The 25978-nt window shown below is 58.4% G+C and carries 22 protein-coding genes; 10 read left to right on the forward strand and 12 right to left on the reverse strand.

Translation table 11 applies throughout. From position 1 onward, the window contains the following. Positions 1–88 precede the first annotated feature (88 nt). From ACYVNQ_RS31060 to ACYVNQ_RS31070, 3 genes are all read left to right on the forward strand, one after another. Positions 89–667, forward strand: coding sequence for a TetR/AcrR family transcriptional regulator (locus tag ACYVNQ_RS31060; protein ID WP_460908220.1), 579 nt, complete (start codon positions 89–91; stop codon positions 665–667). Positions 668–739: 72 nt separating this feature from the next. Then, positions 740–1645 carry a LysR family transcriptional regulator gene (locus ACYVNQ_RS31065; RefSeq protein ID WP_460908222.1) on the forward strand — a complete coding sequence of 302 codons (906 nt, stop codon included), beginning with the start codon at positions 740–742 and terminating at the stop codon, positions 1643–1645. Between the two features lie 92 nt (positions 1646–1737). Continuing rightward, the gene (locus ACYVNQ_RS31070) at positions 1738–2496 is read left to right on the forward strand and encodes an SDR family oxidoreductase (RefSeq protein ID WP_460908514.1); all 759 of its coding nucleotides are present in this window, start codon (positions 1738–1740) and stop codon (positions 2494–2496) included. A gap of 164 nt (positions 2497–2660) precedes the next feature. On the opposite strand, the gene ACYVNQ_RS31075 is transcribed toward ACYVNQ_RS31070, so the two are convergent. Beyond that, positions 2661–3878, reverse strand: coding sequence for a YbfB/YjiJ family MFS transporter (locus ACYVNQ_RS31075; RefSeq protein WP_460908223.1), 1218 nt, complete (start codon positions 3876–3878; stop codon positions 2661–2663). Positions 3879–4230: 352 nt separating this feature from the next. After that, the gene (locus ACYVNQ_RS31080; RefSeq protein WP_460908225.1) at positions 4231–6159 is read right to left on the reverse strand and encodes a S9 family peptidase; all 1929 of its coding nucleotides are present in this window, start codon (positions 6157–6159) and stop codon (positions 4231–4233) included. Between the two features lie 376 nt (positions 6160–6535). On the opposite strand from ACYVNQ_RS31080, the gene ACYVNQ_RS31085 reads away from it, so the two are divergent. Continuing rightward, positions 6536–6688: a hypothetical protein gene (locus tag ACYVNQ_RS31085; protein ID WP_460908227.1), complete on the forward strand. Its 153-nt coding sequence runs from the start codon at positions 6536–6538 to the stop codon at positions 6686–6688. Positions 6689–6765: 77 nt separating this feature from the next. Here the strand turns inward: ACYVNQ_RS31085 and ACYVNQ_RS31090 are convergent, their stop codons facing one another. Beyond that, complete coding sequence (locus tag ACYVNQ_RS31090) at positions 6766–7740, reverse strand: alpha/beta fold hydrolase (protein WP_460908229.1); 975 nt, start codon at positions 7738–7740, stop codon at positions 6766–6768. Between the two features lie 390 nt (positions 7741–8130). On the opposite strand from ACYVNQ_RS31090, the gene ACYVNQ_RS31095 reads away from it, so the two are divergent. Continuing rightward, positions 8131–9540, forward strand: a complete 1410-nt coding sequence (locus tag ACYVNQ_RS31095; protein WP_460908230.1) for an amidase — start codon at positions 8131–8133, stop codon at positions 9538–9540. Positions 9541–9640: 100 nt separating this feature from the next. On the opposite strand, the gene ACYVNQ_RS31100 is transcribed toward ACYVNQ_RS31095, so the two are convergent. Continuing rightward, positions 9641–11206 (reverse strand): amidase, encoded by a 1566-nt coding sequence (locus tag ACYVNQ_RS31100; RefSeq protein ID WP_460908232.1) that lies wholly within the window; start codon positions 11204–11206, stop codon positions 9641–9643. Positions 11207–11717: 511 nt separating this feature from the next. On the opposite strand from ACYVNQ_RS31100, the gene ACYVNQ_RS31105 reads away from it, so the two are divergent. Then, positions 11718–12992, forward strand: a complete 1275-nt coding sequence (locus tag ACYVNQ_RS31105) for a hypothetical protein (protein ID WP_460908234.1) — start codon at positions 11718–11720, stop codon at positions 12990–12992. Here ACYVNQ_RS31105 and ACYVNQ_RS31110 read toward each other — a convergent pair. Genes ACYVNQ_RS31110 through ACYVNQ_RS31120 form a run of 3 tightly spaced genes read right to left on the reverse strand, consistent with a single transcriptional unit; the run spans position 12970 to position 15725 of the window. After that, positions 12970–13671 carry an OmpA/MotB family protein gene (locus ACYVNQ_RS31110; RefSeq protein WP_460908236.1) on the reverse strand — a complete coding sequence of 234 codons (702 nt, stop codon included), beginning with the start codon at positions 13669–13671 and terminating at the stop codon, positions 12970–12972. The two genes, ACYVNQ_RS31105 and ACYVNQ_RS31110, sit on opposite strands and share 23 nt — an antisense overlap. Before the next feature lie 32 nt (positions 13672–13703). Beyond that, complete coding sequence (locus tag ACYVNQ_RS31115; protein ID WP_460908238.1) at positions 13704–14468, reverse strand: flagellar motor protein; 765 nt, start codon at positions 14466–14468, stop codon at positions 13704–13706. After that, a complete protein-coding gene (locus ACYVNQ_RS31120) occupies positions 14469–15725 on the reverse strand; it encodes a cyclic nucleotide-binding domain-containing protein (RefSeq protein ID WP_460908240.1) in 1257 nt (418 codons plus the stop codon). It lies immediately after the preceding gene. Positions 15726–15994: 269 nt separating this feature from the next. Here ACYVNQ_RS31120 and ACYVNQ_RS31125 point away from each other — a divergent pair, with 269 nt between their 5' ends. After that, on the forward strand, positions 15995–16864 hold the full coding sequence (locus ACYVNQ_RS31125) for an endo alpha-1,4 polygalactosaminidase (protein WP_460908242.1): 870 nt from the start codon (positions 15995–15997) through the stop codon (positions 16862–16864). Between the two features lie 68 nt (positions 16865–16932). Here ACYVNQ_RS31125 and ACYVNQ_RS31130 read toward each other — a convergent pair whose 3' ends face one another. Then, positions 16933–17709, reverse strand: coding sequence for an AraC family transcriptional regulator (locus ACYVNQ_RS31130; RefSeq protein ID WP_460908244.1), 777 nt, complete (start codon positions 17707–17709; stop codon positions 16933–16935). A 102-nt stretch (positions 17710–17811) separates the two neighbouring features. Here ACYVNQ_RS31130 and ACYVNQ_RS31135 point away from each other — a divergent pair, with 102 nt between their 5' ends. Further along, positions 17812–18738 carry a DMT family transporter gene (locus tag ACYVNQ_RS31135; RefSeq protein ID WP_460908246.1) on the forward strand — a complete coding sequence of 309 codons (927 nt, stop codon included), beginning with the start codon at positions 17812–17814 and terminating at the stop codon, positions 18736–18738. A gap of 54 nt (positions 18739–18792) precedes the next feature. Here the strand turns inward: ACYVNQ_RS31135 and ACYVNQ_RS31140 are convergent, their stop codons facing one another. Then, entirely contained in the window at positions 18793–19317 is a 525-nt protein-coding gene (locus tag ACYVNQ_RS31140; RefSeq protein ID WP_460908248.1) for a YkgB family protein, read from the reverse strand. Positions 19318–19731: 414 nt separating this feature from the next. After that, the gene (locus ACYVNQ_RS31145) at positions 19732–20682 is read right to left on the reverse strand and encodes a DMT family transporter (protein ID WP_460908250.1); all 951 of its coding nucleotides are present in this window, start codon (positions 20680–20682) and stop codon (positions 19732–19734) included. A gap of 542 nt (positions 20683–21224) precedes the next feature. Here ACYVNQ_RS31145 and ACYVNQ_RS31150 point away from each other — a divergent pair. Continuing rightward, positions 21225–21872: a cysteine hydrolase family protein gene (locus ACYVNQ_RS31150; RefSeq protein ID WP_460908516.1), complete on the forward strand. Its 648-nt coding sequence runs from the start codon at positions 21225–21227 to the stop codon at positions 21870–21872. Positions 21873–21936: 64 nt separating this feature from the next. Here the strand turns inward: ACYVNQ_RS31150 and ACYVNQ_RS31155 are convergent, their stop codons facing one another. Both ACYVNQ_RS31155 and tetH read right to left on the reverse strand, forming a co-directional pair. Then, complete coding sequence (locus ACYVNQ_RS31155; protein WP_460908252.1) at positions 21937–23397, reverse strand: serine hydrolase; 1461 nt, start codon at positions 23395–23397, stop codon at positions 21937–21939. A 168-nt stretch (positions 23398–23565) separates the two neighbouring features. Further along, a complete protein-coding gene (tetH, locus tag ACYVNQ_RS31160; protein ID WP_460908254.1) occupies positions 23566–24366 on the reverse strand; it encodes a thiosulfate dehydrogenase in 801 nt (266 codons plus the stop codon). Positions 24367–25014: 648 nt separating this feature from the next. Here tetH and ACYVNQ_RS31165 point away from each other — a divergent pair. After that, entirely contained in the window at positions 25015–25965 is a 951-nt protein-coding gene (locus ACYVNQ_RS31165; protein WP_460908255.1) for a LysR family transcriptional regulator, read from the forward strand. Positions 25966–25978: the final 13 nt, after the last annotated feature.

The following is a 25978-nucleotide window of genomic DNA, read 5'->3' on the forward strand; positions in this document are numbered from 1 at the left end:
TGGCTTGCCTACATCTAGCTAACGTTTGTAAGGTAGCGATTCGGGCGTTATAATATGACCCCTCAACAGCTTTTTATGAGGCGCGTCCGTGAAAAACCTTGCAGGTACCAATTCGAGCGACAGGATTCTGGCGGCAGCCACCGAGATCGCGAAGGCGCATGGATATGGTGGGTTGAACGTTCGTGCGCTTGCAGAAGACGTGGGTATAAAGGCCGCAAGCCTTTACCATCATTTTCCGAGCAAGGCGGATCTGGCCGCGGCGGTGGCGAAGCGTTACTGGGAGGATGCGGCTGCGCTGCTGGAAGGGCTGTGGGAGGAAACGCAGGATCCGCTGAAGTGGCTGCGCCGATATCCAGACGAGACATTTCGCAAGTCGCTCGAAAACGGCAACCGCATGTGTCTGGCCAGCTTTATGACCGCCGAGTATGACGATCTGCCGGAAGTGGTAAGGAAAGAAGCCCAGACTTTCGCTGATGTGAACGTCCAGTGGCTGGCGAAGATGCTGTCGGCAGCGGGCGTTGTCGGTCCGAGGGAAGCCAAACGGCGGGCACGGTCCATCTTTGCGGCAGTCGCCGGTGCCCAGTTGATGGCGCGCGGCCGCTCGGATATCGCGCTCTTTGATACATTGATCGACGGCTACCGTGCGAGCGGACTCCTGCCAAAGTGAAACGCATGAGCGCTTCGTGGTACTGCTCAACGACGCGTGCTTTGATGAACCGGAAAAAATCGCGATCCTGACATGGACCATATCAGCAACCTCCGAATCTTTCGCTCTGTAGTGGATGCTCGCAGTTTCTCGCGCGCCGCGAATCTGCAGGGCGTGTCACCAGCGGTGGTCACGCGCGCGATCTCAACCCTTGAACAACATCTCGGCAACCGGTTGTTCCATCGGACTACTCGCACAGTGGCGATGACTGCAGTGGCTGAGCGCTTTTACGATGGGTGTTGCCGCTTGCTCGACGAGCTTGATGCGCTGGAAGCAGACGCAAGGGACGAGTCGCGCGAAGCGAGCGGCCAACTGCGCGTTGTTGCCCATGCTACGGCGGCGGTCAGTCGTCTCGTCCCGTTGATTTCGAGCTTTCGGCGCCACCATCCCAAGGTCACGCTGAGCGTCACGCTGACCGAGCGCCCCGTCGACCTGGTGCGCGACGGCTACGACCTTGGAATCGTACTGCCGTTCATGCTGGAATCAGATAGGGTAATCACTCGCCCGCTTGAACGAATCCCAGGCGCACTGGTTGCAACGCCCGATTACATTCTGCAAAAAGGCATGCCATGCGAGCCCTCCGATCTCACCGAACACAACCTCGTCGGTATGCCGGCGTCATACCCCAGAACTGAGCTCTGTTTCCAGATTGGCAAGAAAACCGTCTACGTGCCAATGCGCCAGAAAATTGCATCGAACAATGCACAGTTCAACCTCTCGATGACGCTTAAAGGGTTTGGCATCGGTATCCTACCGATCACAGTAGCCGAGAATAGTTTAAACAGTGGCGAACTCGTGAGGGTGCTCGGCGACTATCAGATCAAGGATGAGCAGACCGAGATTCGGCTTGCTTACGTTTCACGGACCTTATTGCCGAGCAAAGTACGCGCTTTCGTCGATCATGCAACGACATTCTTCGAATGTCTTCATCAAACGTAGCGAATCTTGCCCGTTTCACTCGAGGTGCCTTGGAGACGGCGAAGGGCTCGTCAACCTGACAGGAGGTAGGACTCGTGCAACAACCGCAAAAAGTGGCACTCGTCACGAACGCATCGGGCTACGCTGGGCCGCCGGCGGTCACTGCGCTGCTGGCCGCGGGCTTTCGCGTGCTGGCGCATGACGAACGCTTTGCCGATATTGCCACGTGGCAAGGCTTCGCAGATGCTCACATAGGCGCCGAGCCCCTTGTCGCCCACTCCGGTGAGTCGCTGATCGAGGCGGCGTGGTTAGTGTCGGGACGGATCGATACCATCGTCAGCAACGATCATCATCCGGCAGCACATGTTCCCACGCCCGATGCCGCGCTGGTCGACCTTCGTCAATCGCTTGAAGTACTGGTCGAGCGTCCGTTTGCGCTTGTCCGCGCGGCGATAAAGCGGCTGGAGGAGCAGGGCGGCGGGAATATCGTCATGATCACCTCGTGTCGTACGCGATTGCCGATGAGCGGTGGGGCGATTCCGGATGCAGCGCGCGCGGCGGCGAACGCGTTGGTTCGTTCGTTTGCGATTGAACTTGCGCCCCTGAATATCTCGGTGAACGCGATTGCCCCGAACTTCCTCTACAGCGAAGCGTACTTTCCGCGCGCCGTGTTTGTCGATGAACCACGCGGTCGTGCGTATGTTGAATCGGCGGTACCTGTGCAACGACTCGGGCATCCGAGCGAAATCGGCGAACTGATCGCATATCTGGCAACCACGCCGTCGCGCTTCCTGACTGGCTCGATCATTGATTTTGCGGGCGGTTGGCCTGCTGCGCAACCTCGGCCAGTTGTTACCGGTGTGGAGCGTTGAGAGGATCTGGCATATTTTAATTCCGCCGATTCTTCGTTACCGTCGTCAACGCAGGCGATGGCATCACGCTCGCAATGTGATGAGTGCGGGCGTTGTGGGCAGCTGTGACGTTCAGCTATCCAATCGACGCTTTGCGAGACCGCACACCGCGCGCCATCTCCGGGCTAGCGCACGTCCCGGCTTTCCGCATCGGCGCCCGGCCGCAGGAGCGGAGAAATGCATACGTCCACCAGAAGCGCGAGTGCAATCATCGCGGCGCCCAGTCCGAACAGGAGTCGATAATTGCCGCCCAGGCCATTGAAAATGGCGGACGAAGCGTATCCCGATAGCGCCTGTGAAGCAGCGAAAACGGTGGTGGCGCGGCTCCAGATGACGTTCTGGCGGACGGTATTGCCGGGCACGATCTCCCTTACCCTTGCGAGCACCGGCGGAATGATGCCAGGAGGAAAGCTGCCGATAATCACGGTGAGTACGGCGATCAGCATGTAGCTGTTAGCCATAGCGAGTACCGCAACGGCAATCGATTGAGCTAGCAGAATCCCGCGCAACGCCAGGCGCGCGCCCAAGCGGTCCGCGCAGAGACCATACAATGGCGGCCCGATCATAGCGCCCACACCATAGAGCACCCAGAACCGCGAACCCAAGGTGGTACCTGCATTCAGGCCGCGCGCGATGAAGTCGACCAGAAATACCATGGCTGGCACTAAACCCGCCGCCATGAAAGCGTACTGCGAATAAAGGATGCGTATTGCCGCGCTCGGGCTACGTGATGACATCGTTGTCGTCGATTCAGTTGCTGCCAGTGCTCGACTCGGCCAACCGCGCCAGCTGGCCGCAGTCAGAATGGCGGACAACGCACCGAGTCCAATCCAGGTGTCGCGTAGCCCGAACTTCAGCAACGCTGGAACGATCGTGCCCGACGCGGCTATGCCGCACCCCAAACCGAGAAACACTGCGCCGGTCGCCAAGCCTTTGCGATCGCCCGGCACGTGGGGAAGTATCGTTGCGGTAACCAATACCATGACAACTCCTCCAGCCACGCCGGACAACAGTCGCCAGGCAAAAAACCAGCTTGTGGAGACGGGAAACGCGCAGGCAAGAAACGCGACGCTAATCAGAACTTTCATCGCGCGCAGCGTCGTGACGTTGCCGATGTTTTCGGCCAGTGGTCGGCCCAGTAACGCACCGACAAGATATCCCACGAGGTTCGCTGCACCGAGGTACACGACCTCCGATGCGGGAAACCAATGCGCCTGAATGAGAACCGGAAGCAGCGGTGTGTAGGCAAAACGTGCAAGCCCAATGCTGATCAGGCTTGCGCAAAACCCCGCAAAAATATACGAGAAGGTCGGGTTGGAGCGACGCGATACGGCAGGGTACATGGAGTTCGGCAAAGTGGACGTCGGACTGTATGTCGTATTGCACGCGAGCAGCTGTGCCTGGCGCTTACGCCTCTACGACCTCGACTGGCAGAGCAAGACCAGAAATATTCTAGCTAACGTTTGTTAGGAGAAATATTAGACGCGAAGTTCTAATTCGTCAACGCTGGCGCAACAGGAAACGATCGTCGCTTACGGGCAGGCGGCTCACGTCGCGCCGGCTTTCGAGGTTACAGGCAAAGGGGCATGACTTCCTGATAGCTCGCTCCGAGAAGCCAAAGTTCACACCACGTCGACAGCATCTATTACTCGAATCAGCGGGCAACTGGGAAGATGTGACTTGCCGATGGCACGATCAACGGTTGTCGATCTCTATCGGCTCGATGACATCGGCAATTTCGAAACCGAAAATCTTGCTATAGAAATACTGTTCGGCATCGAGGCTGCGTCTGATATTCTCGGCGGCCCGAAAGCCGTGTTGTTCTTCCGGGAAGACGACAGATGCAACCGGCAAGCCTTTCGCGCGCACCGAGTGGTACATGGTGTCGGCTTGATCGGGCGGCACGACCTTGTCTTTGCCGCCGTGCAACAGAATCATCGCGCAGGACAGCCGGTCGACGTGATTGATCGGCGAGCGCTCGTAATACAACGCTTTCTGTTCCGGATAGCTGCCGACCAGGCCGAACAGATAGTGCGATTCGAACTTGTGCGTTCCGCGCAGCAACGCGTCCAGATCGCCAATTCCATAGTAACTTGCACCTGCCTTGAAACAGTTGCGGAAGGTCAGCGCGCAAAGGGTCAAGTATCCGCCGGCACTGGCGCCGCGTATCGCGAGGCGGTTTTCATCCACGAGATTCCGTTTGACCAGGTACGTCGCCGCCGCCACCACGTCGTCCACATCGTCGATGCCCCAGCGGCCATTCAATTGCTGACGATAGGCGCGGCCATAGCCGCTACTGCCGCTATAGTTGACATCCACTACCGCGAAACCGCGGCTCGTCCAGAATTGGATACCCCATTTGAACGATCGGTCAGACGCGCTGGTTGGGCCGCCATGCGCCATCACGAGCAACGGAGGAAACTCTCCTGCTGGCGCCGAATAGTCTGCGTTGAGTGGCGGATAGTACAGCGCGTGCGCAGTCCTGCCATTCGATGACGGATAGCTGATTGGCTGTGCGACAGACGTATAGGCGAGGTCTGCATCTATTCGGCTCGAGTTGCACACTACGCGATGTATGCGGCTAGTCAGATCGAATTCAACGACCGATTCGGGCGATGACGGCGTAGCTGCAATGAAAACGGCCTTGTCGCCGCGCACATGCAGATCACGCATCATACAGAAGGGCATATCGATCGATTCGAACGTATTTGCGTCGGGATCGAGTATCGCCAGATGCGAGTCGGTGTCCTGCTCGTAGATGCATAGAATCCGTCCTTTGGAGTCGAAGCCATAGGTCGTCGTACCGAACATCCATTGTGGCTTGCCGAATTCGGCCGCCAGCGGGTGCAGCGGGATCGCGCTGTCGCCCTCGATGCGATAGAGGTTCCACCAGCCGCTGCGGTCGGATACCGCATGAAGTTTTCCTGCCGGCGACCAGGCGGGTTGAAAGATCGACTCCGTTGTTCCTGCGGCGAGCTGGCGCGCCTGGCCAATATGCCCATCGCTGTCCACGTCGGCGCACCACAGTTGTGTCGCATCCCACGGCATATGGGGATGATTCCACGCCAACCATGCAAGTTGCCTGCCATCTGGACTCATGCACGGCGACGAAAAGAAATCGTGTGAATCTGCAATTCGCGTCGGTACACCGGAGTCGAGGTCGATCGCAGCAAGGAAGTTGGCTGGCTCGTGTGTTTGGCCGCGATGGTCTTCACATACGGCGATCAGCCGGCGGTGATGAATGTCCTCGATTAAATCTGCGTAACGGAGCCCTTCCGTTGCGCTCAGTACGAGGGGCGCACCGCTTGGGTCGAGCGTATAAAGCGCTTGATCGGTAGCATTGACGAAGTACACGCCGTTACGCCCCACCGTGTAGGCGCCGCCGCCGTATTCATGCACTTGCGAGCGTACATTGACCGACGCAGGCGTAACGTCGTTGGCGCTGTCGGCTGTCTGGCGTACGAGCACGGTGCGTCCCTGATCATGCGGCCGGCCCTCGGTCCAATAGATCGCATCGTCTGTAATCTCGGGCTGACCGAGACGGATTGTGTGGCCGGTGATCAGGTCGGTTGTGACTGGAGACGTCCATGCTCCGTATGGCTTGACTGCAGGAATGGCTTTCATTTGCTCGCGTACCTGTTGCGTGATCGGATTCGATTAGCCATGTCGCATGGCCGCTGCGGGTCTCGCGGCTTTCATCGAAGCGATCCCGTGGCCTCAGACATGGTCGACGATGGCTAGATCCTACGTGACATTTCCGCGCTAGGGTTTTGTCGTAGGCATCGTGTGAAGACACAATGGCTTTTTTTGCGCTATAAGGTCGCTGGCGTAAGGCGGGTTTCGGCATCAAACCCATCTCCAGCACGCCACGTGTAACCTTGGTGCGAGGAAGGCACGCCTGCTCCGGCTGGAGCCGTCTGCGTCCTTTGCCCGAAGCTCGCGGATATTTTTCGCATGCGTGCGATCTGCCCGGTGCTGGCACAAACATGGCCACAGTCTCATGATCGCACCACAGGGCTACCAGATCTCAACCGTGAACGACGCGATGACCAACCGCACGATCGTGCATACACTGTTGACGGGGCATTCGCCGCCCGTGACGCATGCGGCCGCGCTTGCGGATCGGTTGTTGGTGGTTGCCGGGGCTGTCTAACGCGAAACGCGTGCCCGTTAAAGATCCGATAGTGCCGGGGGCATGCAACCCCCCTGACCCGGATAGTGACCGGCTGATTACAGCTTGACGACCTGCATTACCGCATCGGCAAATGCCTCAGGCGCTTCCTGCGGAAAGTTGTGGCCGATGCCACCGGTAACGTTGCGATGCTGATACTTGCCAGTGAATTTCTTTGCATACGCGGCAGGTGGCAGATGCGGAGCGCCGTTTGCATCGCCTTCCAACGTAATCGTAGGTACGGAGATCGTCGGCGCCTGTGCCAGCCGCTTTTCCAACTCGTCGTACTTTGATTCGCCTTGAGCCAATGCCAGCCGCCAACGGTAGTTATGGATAACGATGGCAACATGGTCGGGGTTGTCAAACGCCTTTGCCGTTCGCGAGAATGTTGCGTCATCGAACCTGAATAGCGGCGAAGCATTCCGCCAGATCATCCTGTTGAATTCGTCGCGATGCTCTGCGTAACCTGTGGCGCCGCGCTCCGTGGCGAAGTAAAACTGGAACCATGCCTGAAGTTCAGCCTGCGGAGACTGCGGTTTCCGGTTGGCATCCTGGCTACCGATCAGATAGCCACTTGCAGATACTAGTGCGCGGCAACGTTCGGGCCATACCGCCGCTATGATGTTAGCCGCCCGAGCGCCCCAGTCAAAACCGGCGAGCACTGCCTTGTCGATCTTCAGTGCGTCCATCAGGGCGATGACATCCACCGCGAAAATCGACTGCTGGCCGTTTCGGGGCGTGCCTGCGGAAAGAATGCGCGTCGAGCCATAGCCTCTAAGGTACGGCACGATCACCCGGTAGCCCGCAGCCGCCAGGATAGGGGCGACTTCAACGAAGCTGTGAATGTCGTGGGGCCAGCCGTGCAGCAAAATGACAACCGGCCCATCAGTCGGGCCGATATCTGCGTAGCCAATGCTTAGCGTGCCGGCATCGATCTGGCGGATCGAGCCAAGTGAGGTGGCTGAGACAGTTCGCGATGAGGAGGCGAGCTGCGTCGTTTCGCCGGCCTTGGCTTCCGTGGTCAAGTCCAGCATGGTAAGTGCGGCCAAAGCCGACGCACTGCCTAACAAGCGGCGTCGTTGCGTGTTCACGGGATTTGTCATCGAAAAGCGATATACAAGATGATGGGGTTGTCTAGCTAACGATCGTTAGTCACAATGTTAGGCGCGACGGTTCAACCCGTCAACAGCTTTTTGGCACGAACCGGTTCGTGGTACGCCAGCTGCTTTGTGCCAGCGCTCATCGACAACAAGTGTTGACGGCAGGAATCGTAACGCCTAAAGTTTGTACTAACGTATGTTAGGTAGGGTGGCGACCGACACGGCGGTATCGTGATGATTTCGCCGTGCACAAAAGCTACTGCCGTTCGTACATGTCTGTTTACGCCACCATCGGTCGATTGATCAAAGCATTGGAGTCCAACCATGAAGTCAGAAATCCTGTACCAGGATGCAACAGGACTGGCCGAGCTGATCCGCACACGGGAGATTTCACCGGTCGAGGTCGTTCAGGCGCATCTTGATCGGATCGAAGCCATCAATCCGAAGCTCAACGCCATCGTCACAGTTTCAGACGACGCGCTCAGGGCCGCCAAGATAGCGGAAGCCGCGGTGCTGAAAGGCGATGAACTTGGGCCGCTGCACGGTGTGCCATTCACCGTGAAGGACTCCATCGACACCGCGGGAGTGCTGACCCAACGCGGCTCGCTAATCTTCAAGGGGCGCATACCCGACACCGACGCGACCAGCGTCGCCCGAATGAAAAAGGCCGGCGGTATCCTACTGGCAAAGACAAACCTTCCCGAATTTTCCTATTCGTTCGAGAGCGACAATCTTCTCAGCGGTCGTTCAAACAATCCGTGGGATCTGCAGCGCACGCCAGGTGGTTCGAGCGGCGGTGAATCGGCAGCGATTGCAGCAGGCATGTCGCCACTGGGGCTCGGCACTGATCTCGGAAACTCAGTACGCGGACCTGCCGCGCAGACCGGGATCGTGGCGCTGAAGGCGACGCACGGGCGCGTGCCAATGACAGGAATCTGGCCGCGCGTGCCGCGCCGCTTCTGGCATGCTGGCCCGATGGCTCGCAGTATTCGCGACCTCTCGCTGGCATTTTCACAGCTGTGCGGTCCTGACGGCCTCGACGCTTTCGCGAGCAGCACGGGGCAGTTCGATGCGGGAACGGGTTGGTCGCCCCACAGGCAGCTGCGCGTGGGCTGGATGGTGGGGCCCGGTCTCGGGCCAGTCGATTCCGAAGTCGCGGCCACGGTTAAAGCGGCGGCGGAAGCGTTGAAGAGCGTGGGATGCCTGGTTGAGCCGGTACATATACCTGCACTCGAGCGAGACAACGCTAATGACGTGTTCAGCCGTCTGCAGGTCATGGAAATGAAACAGGCATTTGCAGAAGCAACTGCCGGCCGCGACCGCGACGAGTTGTACAAAACGGTACAAAAAATGCTCACGCTGCCCGACGTATCGATGAAGGACTACATTGATGCCGAACAGGCTGTGGAGCGGTTGCGTGACGGATATGCCGGATTCTTCGCGAATTATGACGCGTTGATTACGCAGGTGTTGCCGATTCCAGCCCAAAAACATGGCGCCGACACAATCGCTATCAACGGTCAGAGCGTGGAAGCCATCTGGCTCCGGGGTGCGACGGTACCGCTTAACGTCACGGGCTTGCCAGGTATCTCGATGCGGTTTGGTACGAGCAAGGAGGGGCTACCGATCAACGTTCAGGTCATTGGCAGCTGGCAGGCCGAGTCCACCATCCTCCATCTGTCAACGATGCTAGAAACAGTCAGCCCGGTTCGTCACCTGCATCCTGACGTTTGAGTAACGGGCGACTGGGTGCATGGAGATCTGCCGCAGCATATTTGCGTTTCAACGCATTTCATCTGTCGGCAGACCTTCCGGTCCGATCCAGAACAATCGCCTACACTTGCGGGTGTAGATTTCGGACCTTGCTGACTGATTCAAGCAGTGAGGCCAGGTGAAGGACAGTGGACTCGGCGTACCACCGCGAAACCAGTTGGACACCGATCGGCAGATTGTCGTCGCTCGTTCCGAAGCGCAGCGACAGCGCGGGCAACCCTGTCAGATTGAACGGGACCGTGGCGCGCACCATATGCCACGCAGGTACAGTCACGCCATTGATCACATATTCGGAGAGGCCGTGTACCGGCGCATGAATGGGAGTCACCGGGCAAAGTAAAGCATCATGGTGTTGGAAAAACTCGACGAATACGTCCCTGAAATGCTCGGCAGCTTGCTCGGCGGCGACGTATTCTGCCTGGGACGGGTCTGGCGCCCTGAGATATGCCGCAACGTTTCTGGAAAGCAGCGCTTGGCGGTCTCCGACATACCGGGCGAAATACGACTTCCTTTCTGGGACACTGACCTTGGAGTAAATTTCCAAGCCATTGAGCTGTTCAAGCGCCGGGAGTCGAACCTCTTCGACAAGGCAACCGAGATCTTGCAAGCCATGTGCTGCAGCCCGGACAGTAGCGGCGACGTCGGACGCAACCGGACCAAATCCTGGCTCTGTCAACCATCCAATGCGCAACGGGCGATCGGTCTTACGCCGCATGCCCGCATCCATGTCCACGGGGCTTTCCGCATATCCGTCGACCCCGTCTGGTCCGGCAAGGATCGAGTAAGACAGCGCAATATCTCTCACGCTCCGGGCTAAAGGGCCGACGTGCCAGTAACGGCGCGGGGCTTCGGGCCAATGTCCGGTTGTCGGAATGCGTCCATGCGTTGGCTTGAATCCGACGATCCCCGTATGGGCGGCAGGTCCACGGATTGAAATGCCGACGTCGCTTCCAAAGCCGAGCGGCGACATGCCTGCTGCAATCGAGGCCGCTTCTCCGCCGCTCGATCCGCCCGGCGTGTGATCGACGTTCCACGGGTTATTGGTTCTGCCGGTCAAGAGGTTGTCGGTCTCGATACCGAAGGAAAACTCCGGAAGATTGGTTTTCGCCATCAAGATCGCGCCAGCGGCCTTGAGGCGAGCGACACCCGTTGCGTCCGCAGTGGGTACGCGCCCCCGGAAGATCTGCGAGCCGCGTTGCGTCAAAACGCCGGCCGTGTCGATGGCATCCTTGACGGTAAAGGGCACACCGTGAAGCGGACCCAGTGCAGATCCATTCATGACGGCCGTTTCCGCGATCTTTGCGTTCTTGAGTGCTTGCTCGCCCACCAGCGTCACAATCGCATTCAATCGCGGATTCAGTGATTCGATTCGATCGAGATGCAATTTCATCACTTCGACAGGAGAGACCTGCCTGGATCGTATCAAGGCAGCAATCTCCGTCGCATCTTTGTAGTGAATGGGCTGCTCCGTCGTTTGAATGCGTGAGCTTTCCGAAAGCGGCGATTGCGTCGCATCATTAACCTCATGATCCTGGGTGTTTGAGCGGGCGATGCCACTGCTGGAAGCAGCCAGCGTTGCGGCGACGGCGCCGACGGTCGCAAGAATATCCCGGCGAGTAACAGTCATCAGTTTTCCTTCAGAGAATGCGTGATCGTTCTGTCGGCGGATGGCCTCGAAAAAACCATCTGCAATCCAGTGTGTGTATATGCATATTTGTGCGCCTACCCTTGGATCAGATAGGGGTGGTCAACGTTTTCGGCAATGCTGTCCACGTCTTGTGAACACAAATCGAAAATGCCTATACCTAACGTTTGATAGGATGATGGTAGAGACCGCAATCCGACTCGTCAACAATCATCGGTTTGCACCAGCAAAAAAGAATTTGGGATTTGCCGCGACCAGCGACTGCAGGCGGCGCGTCAGGCAGTGCAGCAGGGGCGCTGCATGGCAACTGGAATACGCAAGCGAGCGCAGGCGTTATTGGAGAGAGGGCCGGGAGTTGCCGCGCAGCGATCGATGAGCGTATCGCAGCGGATGACTCCATGCGCCGTGTGAGGCAAGGTCGAACGCCGACAAGCGTGTCGCGACGCTCGCCGAACATCGTCGATAAACGCGCTTTGTCAAAGGAGTTTCCGGAATGCAGGCAGATGCCGCCATGGTCTTGCCGCGCCGCCTCGATAGTATGGAGGAGGTGTTCTGGCAGTTTGAACAGTTCCATCCTTACGCGCCCGTGTTCGCGGTTGAAATAGACGGCCGGATTGATCCCCACAACTGGGCCGAGCACATCCGGGCGGTACAGTCCCGTTATCCTCTTCTCAGCGCAAGAATCAGCAAGCTCCCAGGCGAGCGCCCATCGTTCGAACCGGTAACCGGTGTCGACCTCCCGTTCCAGCAGCGCCCGCTCGCACCAGGCGAGCGGGTCGAAACAATAATGGAGCGTGAACTATCGATTGGCTTCGGTGACGGCAGCGGCGCGCTTGCGCGCGTCTCGCTTCTGCACGGATCCAATCGGGCGGTATTGCTGCTTGCCGCACATCATGCGGCTTGCGACGGGCGCACGATGATGATGATCGTTGAGGATCTGCTCTGCGCGGCATCCGGGAAACCGCTAGCTGCTCCGTTCGAAGGCGCAACGGATATACGTCAGGTGCTGGGTTTGCCTGAGAACGGCGGGTATCGTACCTTGCTCGGCAAGACCGGTGCCGCTGGTCTTCCTGGCGCAATGGAGGCGCACGTCGAGCGGGCCATTCTGTCCGAAGCGTTGAGCGCCGCCATGCTGTCCCAATGCAAAGCCCGCGCCGTCAATGTGCGGAGTTTGATTGCGGCCGCGGTTGCCGAAGCAGGACGTGCGCGTCGAGCCGACTGGCAATCGCGGCCAGTCAATATCTTGTCACCTATCGATCTTCGCCCGATGTTGGGTCGAACTGACACGCCAGGTGTTCTGATCGGTCTGAGTGCCGCTGTTGTTCCTGCTGCAGCGACGCGCAACACGCTATGGGAAGATGCCGCCGGCATTGGACTAGCGTTTCAGCAAGCGGCTAACGTGGAAGCCCAAAAGGAACGGTCACTCAAGTTGCGCGAACTGCTGGAAGTCGAATGCCTGCCGCACACGTTTGCTGCGATGTGGCAAAACAGACTTCCTACCGCCGACATCATGATCAACAACTATGGCCGGATCACACTCCAGGATGACTACGGCGATTTTAGAATCAAGGCGATTTCTTCGGCCAGCATCGCAGGTCTGGGCGTCACGCAGAAAGTTTCGGTCATCGCACTTCACGGGCAGATAGGCATTTGCCTTGCCACCTGCGACCCGATCGACGGGATTCTGGAGAGTGCGTCGACCATCCTGGCCGACGCCTGTGTTCGCAGATCAACCGGCTCCCATCCTAGTACTGCACAACAATCGTGACGCGCCGATTCATCGCTAGAGAAGCTGCGTCATCGCCTAGTACCAACGGAAAGTTATCCGCCCGTCCAACCGCTGCAAGACGACGAGGCGCAACACCGTGTTCGACAAAAAAGCGGACCACCGACCCGGCGCGGGCAGACGAAAGTTCCCAGTTCGACTCAAACTTCGCGTTCTTGACCGGCACATTGTCGGTGTGCCCTTCCACGAGTATGTCGCCCGACTGTTCGCGCAATGCCGAGGCAACCTCTTCGAGAACGCCAAGGGCTTGCGGCAATAATCGGGCATCCCCCGAGTTAAACAGGATCCGGGCATCGATACTGATCTCGATTCCCTTTGAACTCTTCTTGACGGTGATCTGCTTGCGGTCCTGAAGAACTGTCAGAAGCGACAGAAGATGCGAGCGCGCACGTTCCTGCTCGAGATTCGGCGAAAGCGCGACGCCGTTGTCCACAGCAGGTGCCGGATGGGCGCCCGCTGTCGCGGTCGCGGCTCTGATCTCGAGGTTCTTGTTCCTCGCCAGCTCCAGCACGTAAAGCGCGAGAAAGAGGACCATCAGCGTGGTGATCAGGTCCGAGTACGAGATCAACCAACGCCCTGCGGTTTCCTCCGCATGAGCATCGTCGTTGACGTCGTTGCGGCCCGCCTCTGCGCGGCGCCGATAATTCGACAGGTTTTCCATGAAGGATGCAGATCCGCCAGAGTTCGCGCCTGCTACGTCAGCAATTCCGCAGCTTTCGCGCGGGTGTCACCGGCGAGCCGCGTTTCGATGATGTGCGGCGACTCCTTGCGCGAAATGGCGAGCAGGCCATCGACATACAGCCGGCGCAAGCGCAATTCACTGTCGATCTGCGCCCTGATCTTGCCGTGAACAGGCAAGAAAATCAGGTTCGCCAATGCGAGACCGTAAAGCGTAGCGACGAAGGCGACCGCAATACCTTGCCCAAGCAGGGATGGCTCGAGGATATGATGCGTGATCTGGATCAACCCGAGCACCGCGCCGACAATGCCGAAGGTCGGCGCATAACCGCCCGCCTGTTGCCATATCCTCGCCGCGGCCAGATGATTGCGCTCGTAGGCGTCCAGCTCGCGTTGCAACGCGTCTTCCAGGACCGCTGTCGATACGCCATCGGCCAATAACTGCAAGCCGCGCCTCGCGAACGGATTCAACCCGCTGGTGTCGATCGACTCCAGGGCAGGCATGCCATGGAGCTTTGCCTGATCCCCCCAGTCGAGAAGCAACGCAAGGTTGTCTCTGTCGACCTGACTTGCTTTCCGGAAAGCAAGCTTTAGCTGACGCACACCATCAGAGAACCGGGTCCACGTGTTCTGAATCATCACCGCCCCGAGTGTGCCGCCAAGAACAATCACCAAAGCTTGTGGCTGGAGTAGCGTGACGAATTCCCCGCCTTCGAGTGAAAACCCGACCGCGATGGCCGCTACGCCGAAAACGGCACCGAACAGCGTCAGAAGATCCATTTACTTGTGCGAAGACTCAGGTGTTGCACGTGGCACCTGGCTGGCTGGCGTGGGAAGCCCTGCAATGACTCTGACGGCCTCGACGAAGCGATCCTCGATATTGGCCACCTCGACGGGATCGGTCTTGACGTCGCGGCGCATGATCCACGACACTTCTTTGCGGCGAGCTTCGGTCATTGCCGACAGCAGCCTGTCGGTCACAGGTTGTTCCGGCAGGGAAGCGAGCAGCCTGGCCATGTCGTAGGTGTCGAAGCCACCGACCGCTTCAGACAGCGACCTGTCGTCGACCACGTCAAGATCGTCGAGCGAGCGCAGCTCACGCGCGGCGCGCCGATCAGGCCGGGAAAAGTACGACACACCTTTTTCCTCGACGAAGTGCAAGACTCTCGTTTTTCTGAACGCAAAGACGTCCTCTGCGATTTCCGCGCGCGAAAGCTTGTTCAATATCAGGTTTTTCCCGACTCCGATCAATGCTTCCAGGTCGGTGAGCTCAATCAGTTCGAGCTCACTGGTGACGGCGAGATCGAGTTCATGATCGGCCACGAGCTGTGCCCGTTCGGTGATTCGTCGCGGATCGAAGGTCACATGCTGACGGTCGATTGCACCTTCCTCGCCTGCGCGTCGCCCGGGCTGAGCGCTGACCCCTTCAAGGCCGCTGGCTTCGAGCGTGATGAGATTGAATCGTTCCATCCGCTTTAGCATGACCATGACATGCAAGCGCGAGTGCCCGGCAATCGCGCGACACTTTTTGATCACCTCGCGCAGCGGCACCGATACTTCATCCGACCGTGCTCGCCAGGTACGGCCGCCGCCGCTCTCGCTGTCGTTAGCGGCCATCAGCGACAGCACATGAGCGTAGGAGATCACGCCAGGCAGGAAGTCGGCGTGAGTATAGGTGGCGAGAAGATCGTCTTTTTTCTTCGAGCGGCGGATCATCGTGCGGGTGATGTGCCGCAGTAGCGGCGATACGCGCTCGAGTTCCTGTTCGACTATGCTCGTATCGATTACGGTGAGTTGGCAAAAACTCAGTGCCTTCGCGGTATTGCTTCTGGGTTCGGGACCGAGCAGCGTCGCTTCGCCGAAAAACTCGCCTTTTCCCAAGGTCGCGACAACCACCTTCTTGTCGTCACATTGAGTCGAGATCTCGACCTTGCCGTCGGTAATCACGTAGAGGACCGATTCTGACGAGAATCCCTCGGCGTAAATCACTTCTCCAGGCGCTACAGTCTTTGTCCACGATGTTCGCTGCTGTTGCAAAATTCGCTCCCCGATTGCATTTCTTCTGGCGCTTACCCGTGATGCTTGCGGGCGGCGCCAATCTGCCACGCATTAACGGCATGCAAAATGTAAAACTTGAGCCGGTCGGGGCGTTGTTAGCCGGAGGTCGAATCATCGACGGCGTATCGCACCGCGACGCGAATCATGCAAGGCCGGCCTGCGGCCATACGGCGCAGAAAGGTTGTATAGTGCCCAGCCAATGCAGGCCGATAACTTGAAGAACTGCAGCTTGGCAACGGGGAAAATCGATGCGAATCGCGAGTGTGTGGATTGTCATGGTGGCCGCACTGGCAGGGCTGGCCGGTTGCGGTGGCGGTGGAGGGGGGGCGGCTTCGACAGGCGTTGCCGCATCCGCGGCTTCAGCACCGGTCGCATCGTCATCCCGGGCCGCTCAATGGGTTCCGAATCGGAACGACACATGGCAATGGCAGCTGAACGGTTCGATCAACACGGCCTATGCTGTGCAGGTGTACGACATCGATCTGTTCGATGCGCCGCAAGCGACCATCGACAACCTGAAGGCGCAGGGCCACAGGGTTGTCTGCTATTTTTCCGCAGGCAGCGCGGAAAGCTGGCGGCCGGACTACAGCCAGTTCGCCAGCTCCGATAAGGGCAACAATCTGGCGGGGTGGAGCGGCGAGCGCTGGCTCGATACCCGCTCGGCGAACGTTCGCAACATCATGCAGGCTCGCCTTGACCTTGCAGTAGGCAAGGGCTGCAACGGCGTCGAGCCCGACAATGTCGATGGCTATACCAACAACCCGGGATTTCCGCTGAACAGCTCGACGCAGGCCGACTTCAATCTGTTCATCGCGAGCGCGGCGCATGCACGCGGGTTAGCGGTTGCGCTGAAAAACGATCTCGAGCAGATCGACACGCTCGGCGCGAGCTTCGACTTCGCGGTCAACGAGCAGTGTCATGAACTGGACGAATGCGACGGCTATAACGCATTTCTCGCGTCGGGCAAAGCCGTGTTCAACGCGGAATATGCGGCGGCGTATGTGCAAAACACGAGCGGTTCTCGCGACGCGCTGTGTCGGTCGGCTAAAGCTGCGCAGATGCACACATTGGTGTTGCCGCAAGCGCTTGATGATAGTTTTCGGTTTAGTTGCGACTGACCGGCGGCGAGGTGCACACCGGCCGGCTGTCCGCCTCGCGCTCGGCCGTGAGCTCCGTTTCCTTGGAATCAGCTATAAAACGCGGAAGGCGCAACGCCAAAGTGCCGTTTGAACATCGCCGCGAACGCGCTCTGACTCGCATATCCATGCTCAAGCGCGACATCGACGATTTTCCCTCCGTGGGCCAGTTGTTCAAGTGCGAGGAATAATCGCGCTTGTTGGCGCCAGCGTCCGAAGGTCATTCCTGTTTCGCGATAAAACATTCGGTGCAAGGTTTTTTCTGCGATGCCGAGCACCCCAGCCCAGTCCGCGACAGCATGGCGCTGATCCGGCGAAGCCATGATGGCATCGCATATCGTGCGAAGTTTCGCGTCGACCGGCCATGCGAGATACAGCGGTAGCCGGGGAATCACCGCCAACTCAGCGAGCAGCAGTTGCATCAACAGTTCATGGCGGCTGCCGCGAACGTAATCGAGCGGTACATCGACCGCGGCCAGGATCAGTTCGCGCAGCAGCGGATGAACCTCCACCACGCAACTGCTGCCCGGCAAATGGTCGACCGTACCGGGCTCGACGAATACCGTGCGCATCTTGACGTTGCCGCTCATGCGGACGGTATGGTCCAGCCCCGCATCCAGCCACACGGCGCGCGTAGGCGGTACGACCCAGCGCCCTGCCTGCGCCTCGATCAACATCACGCCTTCGACCGCATAGAGCAATTGCGCGCGACGATGCCTGTGCAATGCCACAAAGGCACCGTGCGGATAGTCGGCAGCCAGCGCCGCGACCGGCATCGATGTGCGCTCGAAGGGGACATGGATGTCAGGAGGCGGGCGCGGAATCATGGTGTGACAGTTTTGCGATAGGTGGAGTCATTTTAGCGTGAGACGGACTGCCTATCCGCCGGCATGCTCAGGCTTCGTTTATTTCTCACGGAGCGCGTCGTCATGAACGGTCTTTATTTCCTGTTTCCCTTTGTCGCGATACTGCTCTGGGCCGGCAATGTGATGGTGTCGAAGCTGTCTGCGCATACGATCGATCCGACCGCCATCACGTTCTGGCGGCTGGTACTTGCTGTTGCGCTGATGACCTTGTTCGTCCTGAAACCCGCCTGGCGAAATCGCGCTGCGATCAGGCCGCAGCTACCTAAGCTCGCGTTGCTGGGTTTTCTTGCGATGGCGCTGTTTCAGTGCCTTTCGTACGAAGCAGCGAAGACCACCACCGCGACGAACATGGCGATCATGACCTCGCTCGTACCGTTACTGACGATGCTTTTATCGATTCCGCTGCTGCGGGAGGTACCCACTATCGGGATGCTGACTGGTGGCGCTCTGTCATTCGGCGGCCTGATCTATCTGATCACCTCTGGAAACCCCGCCGTTCTTTTTGCCGGCGGTGTGCATGCCGGCGATCTGCTGATGCTGATCGCAGCGCTTGCTTATGCGTTATATGGAATTTTGGTGCGCCGTTGGCACGTTGGATTGCCGTCGTGGCAATCGACGTATCTTCAGGCAATCGCGGCATTGGTCTTTATGCTGCTTCTTGAATTAAGGCTGCCGGTGCATGCAGCGCTCCCTAACCATGCGAGTTTGCAGTTGATTGCATACGCGGGAACACTCGCGTCGGTTGTGTTGCCGTTCTTCTGGATGCAGGGAATCAAACATCTCGGCCCCAACCGTTGCAGCATGTTCATGAACCTGCTGCCGGTTGCAACCGCGGCGATTGCCGTCGGATGGTTTGGCGAACATCTTCATGTGTATCACCTGCTCGGCGGTGGTGCCGCGCTCTTTGGCGTGTTGTTAGCCCAGACATTGCGTCGGCCATTGTTTATTGGCACGACGACCGGCGCAATGCGGACATCGGAACGGCCATGAGCATGTCGAACTCGCGCGAAGCGCGCGGAGCCGGCACCAGCGCGCGTTACGCAGTCAGTTTGTCGACAACGACGATGGCCTGCGAATCGATAGGCCCCGTGCCTCGATCACGCGGGCGACGTCTTGCTTGAGCAGGTAGATCGACACAATCAGCAACACAAGGTCCTTCAAAAGAAAGGCCGAAACTAGCGTCATCGCAGGAAACCCTCCCGCGGCAGGCTCCCACGCGCCAGGTGCGAACGGAAAGATCGTGAACGTAGCAATGAAACTGAAGGTGGCGCCGAGAGCGCCCAGCACGCCCAGGTTCTTGTTCCAGTACCCCAGAAACAGCAGCGTGCCGAAGGTCCATTCTGCGGTTCCCAGCAAATAGCTCGTGCCTCGAATGCCCAGCACCGGAATCATCCAGAAGATAAGCGGGCCGTGCGTGATCAACGGAACGAGCCCTCTGATTTCAGCCTCGAACCATTTGTCGTAGCCAAACCACGCGAAGATAATCACCATCGCGGCGCGGAGCAGGTGGTAGTCGAGGTCGCGCTTCAGAAGACCCGAACGACTCACTATATCGACGATGTAGTTCATGATTTCCTCCACGTTGGAGCGGTGAGACCTCCGGCGCCGGTGGCGGCCTGAAATGCGGGGGATTGGATGGGCGACATTAAAAACTCCTTTCAGCGGTTCGCTTGCGTCAGTGAGGCAAGTATGTCCGTCAAGGAGGGGTGCTTGTAATGCTCAATTGGTTTGCAAAATTGCCTGAAAGTATCAACCGCCAGGCATGATGCTCAACCAGATCGACTGGTTGACCCACGCCAGGGCGTTGTTGAGCAGGCGAAAAAGCAGTGTTTCCAGGAGGCTCGTCGCCAGACGAAACAGGTGAAGTCCACGCTTGCCTTCGAGTGCTTTGCAGGGAATGCCGCGCGGAACATCCGGTGATTCCGGCCTGGAGGGGGCGCATCGGCCTCGCGCAGGATCGCGGGTATCTGTTCCTGGACGTGCCTATTTGCGCAATGTGGCCGTATGCCGGTCCGGATTCGCTACGACTTCGTGTTGCATCGGCTGCTCTTTATTGCGCTGCGAAGGCGCGGCGACTCGACGGGCGAGCACGACGCCCACCAGCGCCAGTACAAAGCCTAGCATCTGGATCGCGCCCAGCTTTTCGCCGAACAGCATCCACGCTTCACCGGCCGCGAGCGCGGGTACCACAAGCAGCAGCGTACTCATCTTCGTTGCACCATGAATGCGCACCATCCAGACGAGCAGCAGCACAGCACCGACGGACAATCCCAGCACCGACCAGATCAGGCCGAACCACAGCATCGGTGTCGGGTCCCACTTGTATCCGCCACCGACCAGCATACCAAGCAGCGCGACCACCGTGCCGCCGGCGTTTTGCAAGCTTGCCGATATGCGCACGCCATCTCCGGCAAGCCTGCCGCGCTGGATCATCGTGCCGGCGGTCATGGCCGTTACTGCGATTAGCGCGACGATGATCACCCATGCATCGAAGTGTTCATCTCCTTTGGTGCCTAACCCCGGCGCAAGCACGCAGACGACTCCTGCGACGGCAATGCCGAGCCCCGCGACGGTTCGCATTGCCGGACGCTCACCATAGATGAAAAACACCGCGGCCACGGTCACGATCGGCTGCATGCTGCCGATCAGCGACATCACGCCTGCCGGCATGCCATGTGCGACGCTCCAATATGCGGCGCTCAGATATACGCCGTGCAAGAGCGCTCCCGCAAGCAGATGATTCGCAAGCTGAAGTCCGCCGCGCGGCCACCGTTCTCGCGCGGCGATGGCCAACACGCCGAGCAGGCCCGCGCTTAGCAACATGCGTACAAACAGAAACAGTTCCGTCGAAGCGTACGGTACGACCGCTTTCGCTACAACAAGTCCGGTGGACCAGATGAGCACGAAGATTAAAGGCGCAAGACTGGAAAGCATCTGCTGTGTACGCTCCAGTTAATGTTGCCTGAACGGCCACATCAATCGAGGGTTAAACATATGAACCGCTCATCAACGGAGCGCGCGGTTGTCGCCGCAGCGGGAGGGTACGCATTGGAACGTCCTCGCTGATGTTTTCAGAATTTCCATACCCGGGCAAGCAGCCAATCCTGGACGTAGCGTCCAATGAGATGACTCATGGAGTTCGGGGTTGCACAAGCTCGTTGTGCGCTGGATTCCCGAACGGCAAAGGATGTCCGTGCGATAAGGCTCTCCACTTGTCGTGCGTAGAGAACGCGGTACCTTGCTAGACTTGATCAGACTCGCCGGAGTGATGGCTTGCAACGAGCCGTGAGGATACCTGTCGATCAGATCGATATCCTGTTCGTGCATCGCATCCACGAAGTTGGGTTCTACAAAATTGTTATTTGAAAGTCGAACGCTTTTCCCGATTTGTCGACGACACGGAGGACGTGTTGCGCGCGAGCGGCACTGCCCGTCAAACGGGGGCGCGCATGGACTTCACTATCTGGAGCTTGAAGATGAAATACGATCCGGCCAACACGGCAGTGGTATTTATTGATCCACAGATCGATGTGCTTAGCCCACTCGGAAAGAACTGGGATGCTGTGGGCGCGAGCGTGACGGAGAACCGCACCGTCGAAAACATGCTGCAGATCTTCAAGGCGGCGAAAGCGGGGAAATTTGGCGTCTTCATCTCGCCGCATTACTTTTACCCGACCGACCGTAAATGGAGCTTCAATGGTCCACTGGAGACGGGAGAGTTTGAGACCGGCACCTTTGCTCGCGCAGGGGCGCTGAACCTGAGTGGATTCGAGAAATCGGGTGCAGACTGGATGCCGGAATTCAAGCCGTATATCGAAGACGGCGAGACCGTAGTCGTGAGCCCGCACAAGGTTTTCGGCCCTCAAACAAACGACCTGACGCTACAGTTGCGAAAGCGCAACGTGCAGAAAATCGTGTTGGGCGGCATGCTCGCCAATATGTGCGTCGAGTCTCATCTGCGCGACCTGATCGAGCAAGGCTTCGAAGTGTCCGTGGTTGCCGACGCCACGGCGGGGCCGCGCCATCCGGTATGGGGCGACGGTTACAAGGCCGCGCTTGTCAACTACGCGTTTCTGGCTCACGCGATTGTAAAGACTCAGGACGTTGTCGCGGCAATGGCTTAACGGCAACTGCAACATCAAAAAGCCCCGGTACGTGTGACGTACCGGGGCTTTTTCCGGAGAGCGATTACTGGTAGACGCTTGCCGATTTCCTGACGATCTCTTCGACCGAGGCCTTCATCTGGTCAATCACGGCCTCATCTTTGATCCCGTCGCGTTTGGCCAACTCGTCCAGGTTATCGTAACCAATCCACACCTGATTCTGCGCATCTTTCCACACGGCAATTCGCAACGGAAGATCGGCTGCCGCAGTGATGCTGGACTGCATTGCCTTCGTGCCCGCCTTTGGATTGCCGAACACGATCAGACGGGTGGGGCGCAGCGATAATCCGGCCTGTTCGGCATTCGCCTGCTGATCCAGCGAAGCGAAAACTTTACCGCCGGCCGCCTTGATGTTTTGTTCGAGCCGCGCCGTAGTCTGCGCGACATCGAATACGCTCTCATACGTGACCTGCGTCTGAGGATCGACATCGGAACCCAGCGTGGCGTCATAGGCTGCCGCGATGCGTCGCGCCAGATCGGTCAGGTCGACGTTTTGCTGGTTGGCCAGCACAGTGACGCAAACCAGCTCTTCCTTATCGGTGAAACGGCTCAGGTAGGCGCTAAAGCCCGGCACCGTGCCCTTGATGTCCATGAAATCCTTGTGCCCGGTGAACTGCCAGCCGGCCACAGCGGGAACGACCGTGCCATTGGCAAGAGTCGTAGGTTTGTAGATCACATCCCGGTCTGCTTTCTCCTTGATCAGCGTATCGCCTGCCAATGCGACGTCCCAGAAACTCACGTCTTCAGCGGAAGCCCATATCGAGCCATACGCAAAAAGATTTGACGACGAGTTGCGAGCGACAGGGACACTTTGGCCTGCTTTCATCGCATAGCCGGTCGCCGTCTCGGTCGGATTGATGTAGTTCATATCGCGCACGAAGCGCGAGTGCCAGTTGCCATTCTGTTCGACGGGGTCCTGATGCGTCAGGCGATCGAAGTCTTCCGCGAACATCGTGTTGGTCATCTTGAGCGGCTTGATTTGACCATTCCAGATCATGTCGTGATACGACATCCCGCTTGCCTTCTCGATTGCGAGACCCAGCAGCAGAAAATTCGTCGCGCTTTGTTCGACCCTGGTTCCGGGCTTGAATGCCAGCGCCTTGTCGCGCACGGTATCGAGCAGTTCCTGTGGCTTATATTCGCGGCTCGCGTCGAACCCTGCTACGTCGCGATAGTCCGGCATGCCGGTCGCATGCTGCATGAGTTCCAGGATGGTGACGCGGCTCCAGGCGGAAGGAAGTCCCGGGACATAGGTGCCGATACGGTCGTCGAGCTTCAGCTTGCCCGCTTCGACCAGCTGCATGATGGCGACTGCGGTATACCCTTGCGAGATCTGGCCAAGACTCCATAGGGTATTGCTCGAGGCGAGCAGACCTTTCTGTTTGTCGGATACACCATAGCCAGCAACGCGAGGGATATACGGAGCCTGCACGATTGCCATGCTGATGCCGTTGACATGCTTCTCCTTCATGAACTCGTCGATCATCTGATCGACGCTCTTGTTGAAATACTCGAGCCGCGGATTGCCGCGATTGGCGCGATCGGCGTGTGCATTGGCGACGAGCCCAACGGACAGTGCTGCTGCAGCGGCAAGACCACAAATCTTCTGTGTCGTGTTTTTCGCCATCATTTTCTCCATAAGTCTGTTTTCGCGTTATACGTACGTGAAGCCCTTTCTTTGCAGATCGGCCATAAATGCAACGACGCTTGGTACAAGCACCGCTCCGTCTACAAGATTGTTCGTGAGATCCGCGGCGATCTGGTCGGCGGCATGTGAAGCGGCCGAATCGGATTGCGCCAGCATTCGCGAGATCGCATGAATGGAATCGTGGCAAGCAACAAACACGGCTCCGCGTCGCTGCAGAGACTTGATGTTGTTGTTTTCGGGGCCATAGAAGCCTCCGATGTCCTGCCGGCTATCGGTCGGCGCAACGCCCTCTTTTTCGACGATCAGCGTGTTGCGCGGAAACTTCGGGCCAGCGAGCTTCGGCAATTGATACTTGTCCCACATCGGTTGCGAAAACAGCGCGAGGTGCGCCATGCCATGGGTGGCCGATACAGCCAGGAAATCGTGCCGACCGTTGGCGAATACCTGCCCATTCATAGACTCACGCATGAGCGTGGGCCAGGGCCCTGCCAGATCGGCTACATCCCACATCTGGCGATAGGCATATTGGTAGGCGAGTATTTCTTCTGCCGCCTCCTTGTCCCACATATCCGGCTCCGTGAGCATGAAGGGCACCGACTTGAATTGTCGGCGGCGCGGGGTATTGCCAAGACGGCGTGCAAGTCCGTGCAAAGTCGCAGCGCCGCCGGGAATGCCGGACTGGTTGTCAGCGACGTCTTCGCCGGCTGTTGCAGGAGGTGCGGACGCGAGTGTCGTCAGCAACATCGCGCCAAGACCAATGGAGCGCAAACTGCTGCGGCGAATTGCGTTGTGGGACGGTTGTGTCATGTTTGACGGTGATCCTGACTTTGAAGTCCATCACGTAGGAGACTTGCGCGGCGCAACTCGGCGTCGGCGCAACCTGGGAGGCGTGCCGACACGCTGGATCGATACAGCGGGCACGTCAGCGACCGCAGCATAAGACGCGTGGAATAACGGGTCTATAAACCGTTAGTCGTACTTGATCGCAACTCAGGAGCGAAAAAGCGATAACCGGGTATAGGGTCTCCAGTCATGGCTGGAGTCTTGCGGCGCGTTGGATTTTCCCTTCCGTCTTAAGACGTGAGGAACCTTGTTGCGCGAGAGATGGGCGCAAGAGCGCCCCAAAGTGCCGATCGAGCCCGATTGATATCCACGTAGGGTGTACTCACTGACGAGGGCCTATCCATACCAGGTGATGAAGAGGAATATGCCAATGGATAGCGGGTCGCCCGAGGCGATCGGACGCCAGCGACGTGCGTGACAAAGGTCGAAGAGCCATTGCGGCAGGTTTTGACATCTTCCAATGGATTGGATTGTCTGGTCAATGAGTTGGCGTCTTAAGCATGCTGTATAGCGCTCGCGGAATGGCCGGCAGGCAACACGGTGCGAATGACACGATGGCGAAACACGTGCAAACTGCACATACTGCGTTTTACTCAACAAATGCTGCGCACCATGCATGACGTCCTCCGTCGGATCGACCTTAATCTTCTATTAGTCTTTGATGCGTTGTTCCGGCATCAAGGAGTCGTTTCCGCGGCAGACGAACTTTCGCTAAGCGCGTCCGCCTGTAGTCATGCGTTAGGCCGCCTTCGCGCCGCACTGGACGATGAGCTTTTCGTGCGCCATGGCAGTGTGATGCGACCTACCGCCAGAGCCGAACAAATAGCACTAGGCGTTCGCGAAGCGCTGGAGGCGCTAACGGGAACACTCGCAGACACCGGCCGGTTCGTTCCGTCAACGAGCACGCAGGAGTTCGTTCTCGCCGCTACGGACTTCACCGTATTTGCGGTATTGCCGCAACTCGTGGCGGAGATCGCGCGCGAGGCCCCACGCATTCGACTGCGGGTACTCTATTCGACACATCCTGAATCAGTGGATGAGCTGGCTTCCGGAAGGGTTCATTTCGCGCTCAGTTTTCAGCACAAAATCGAAGCACTTGCGACCGGCCTGGAGTCGCTCGATTGCTTCGATGACGACTACGTCGTCGCCGTTCGGAACGGACATCAACGGATCAGAAAAAAGCTGTCGCTTGCTCAGTATCTCGCGGAGAGGCACGTCGTCGTGACTCCATGGAATACCGAACAAGGCATTATCGATGCGGCACTGGCGAGTTCCGGGCTCACCCGCGACGTGGCCGTCAAACTCCCAAGCGTGATGGCTGCGCCATTCATCGTGGCCAACTCCGAACTTCTGCTCACGCTGCCTAGACGGGTCGCGCTTCAGCTTGCGGACGCGATACCGTTAGCGATTCATCCCACGCCATTCGAGGCTCCCCGCTACGTGCTCAAGGTTTTTTTCCATCGACGACACTCCGGTTCGCCAGCACATCGCTGGATGCGAGAGAAGATGATGGATGTGTTAGGCGCGATACCGCGCGTAGCAAGAACAAGCTCGACTGGGTGAATTGTCGAGATCG

This window comes from Paraburkholderia jirisanensis, assembly GCF_054782355.1.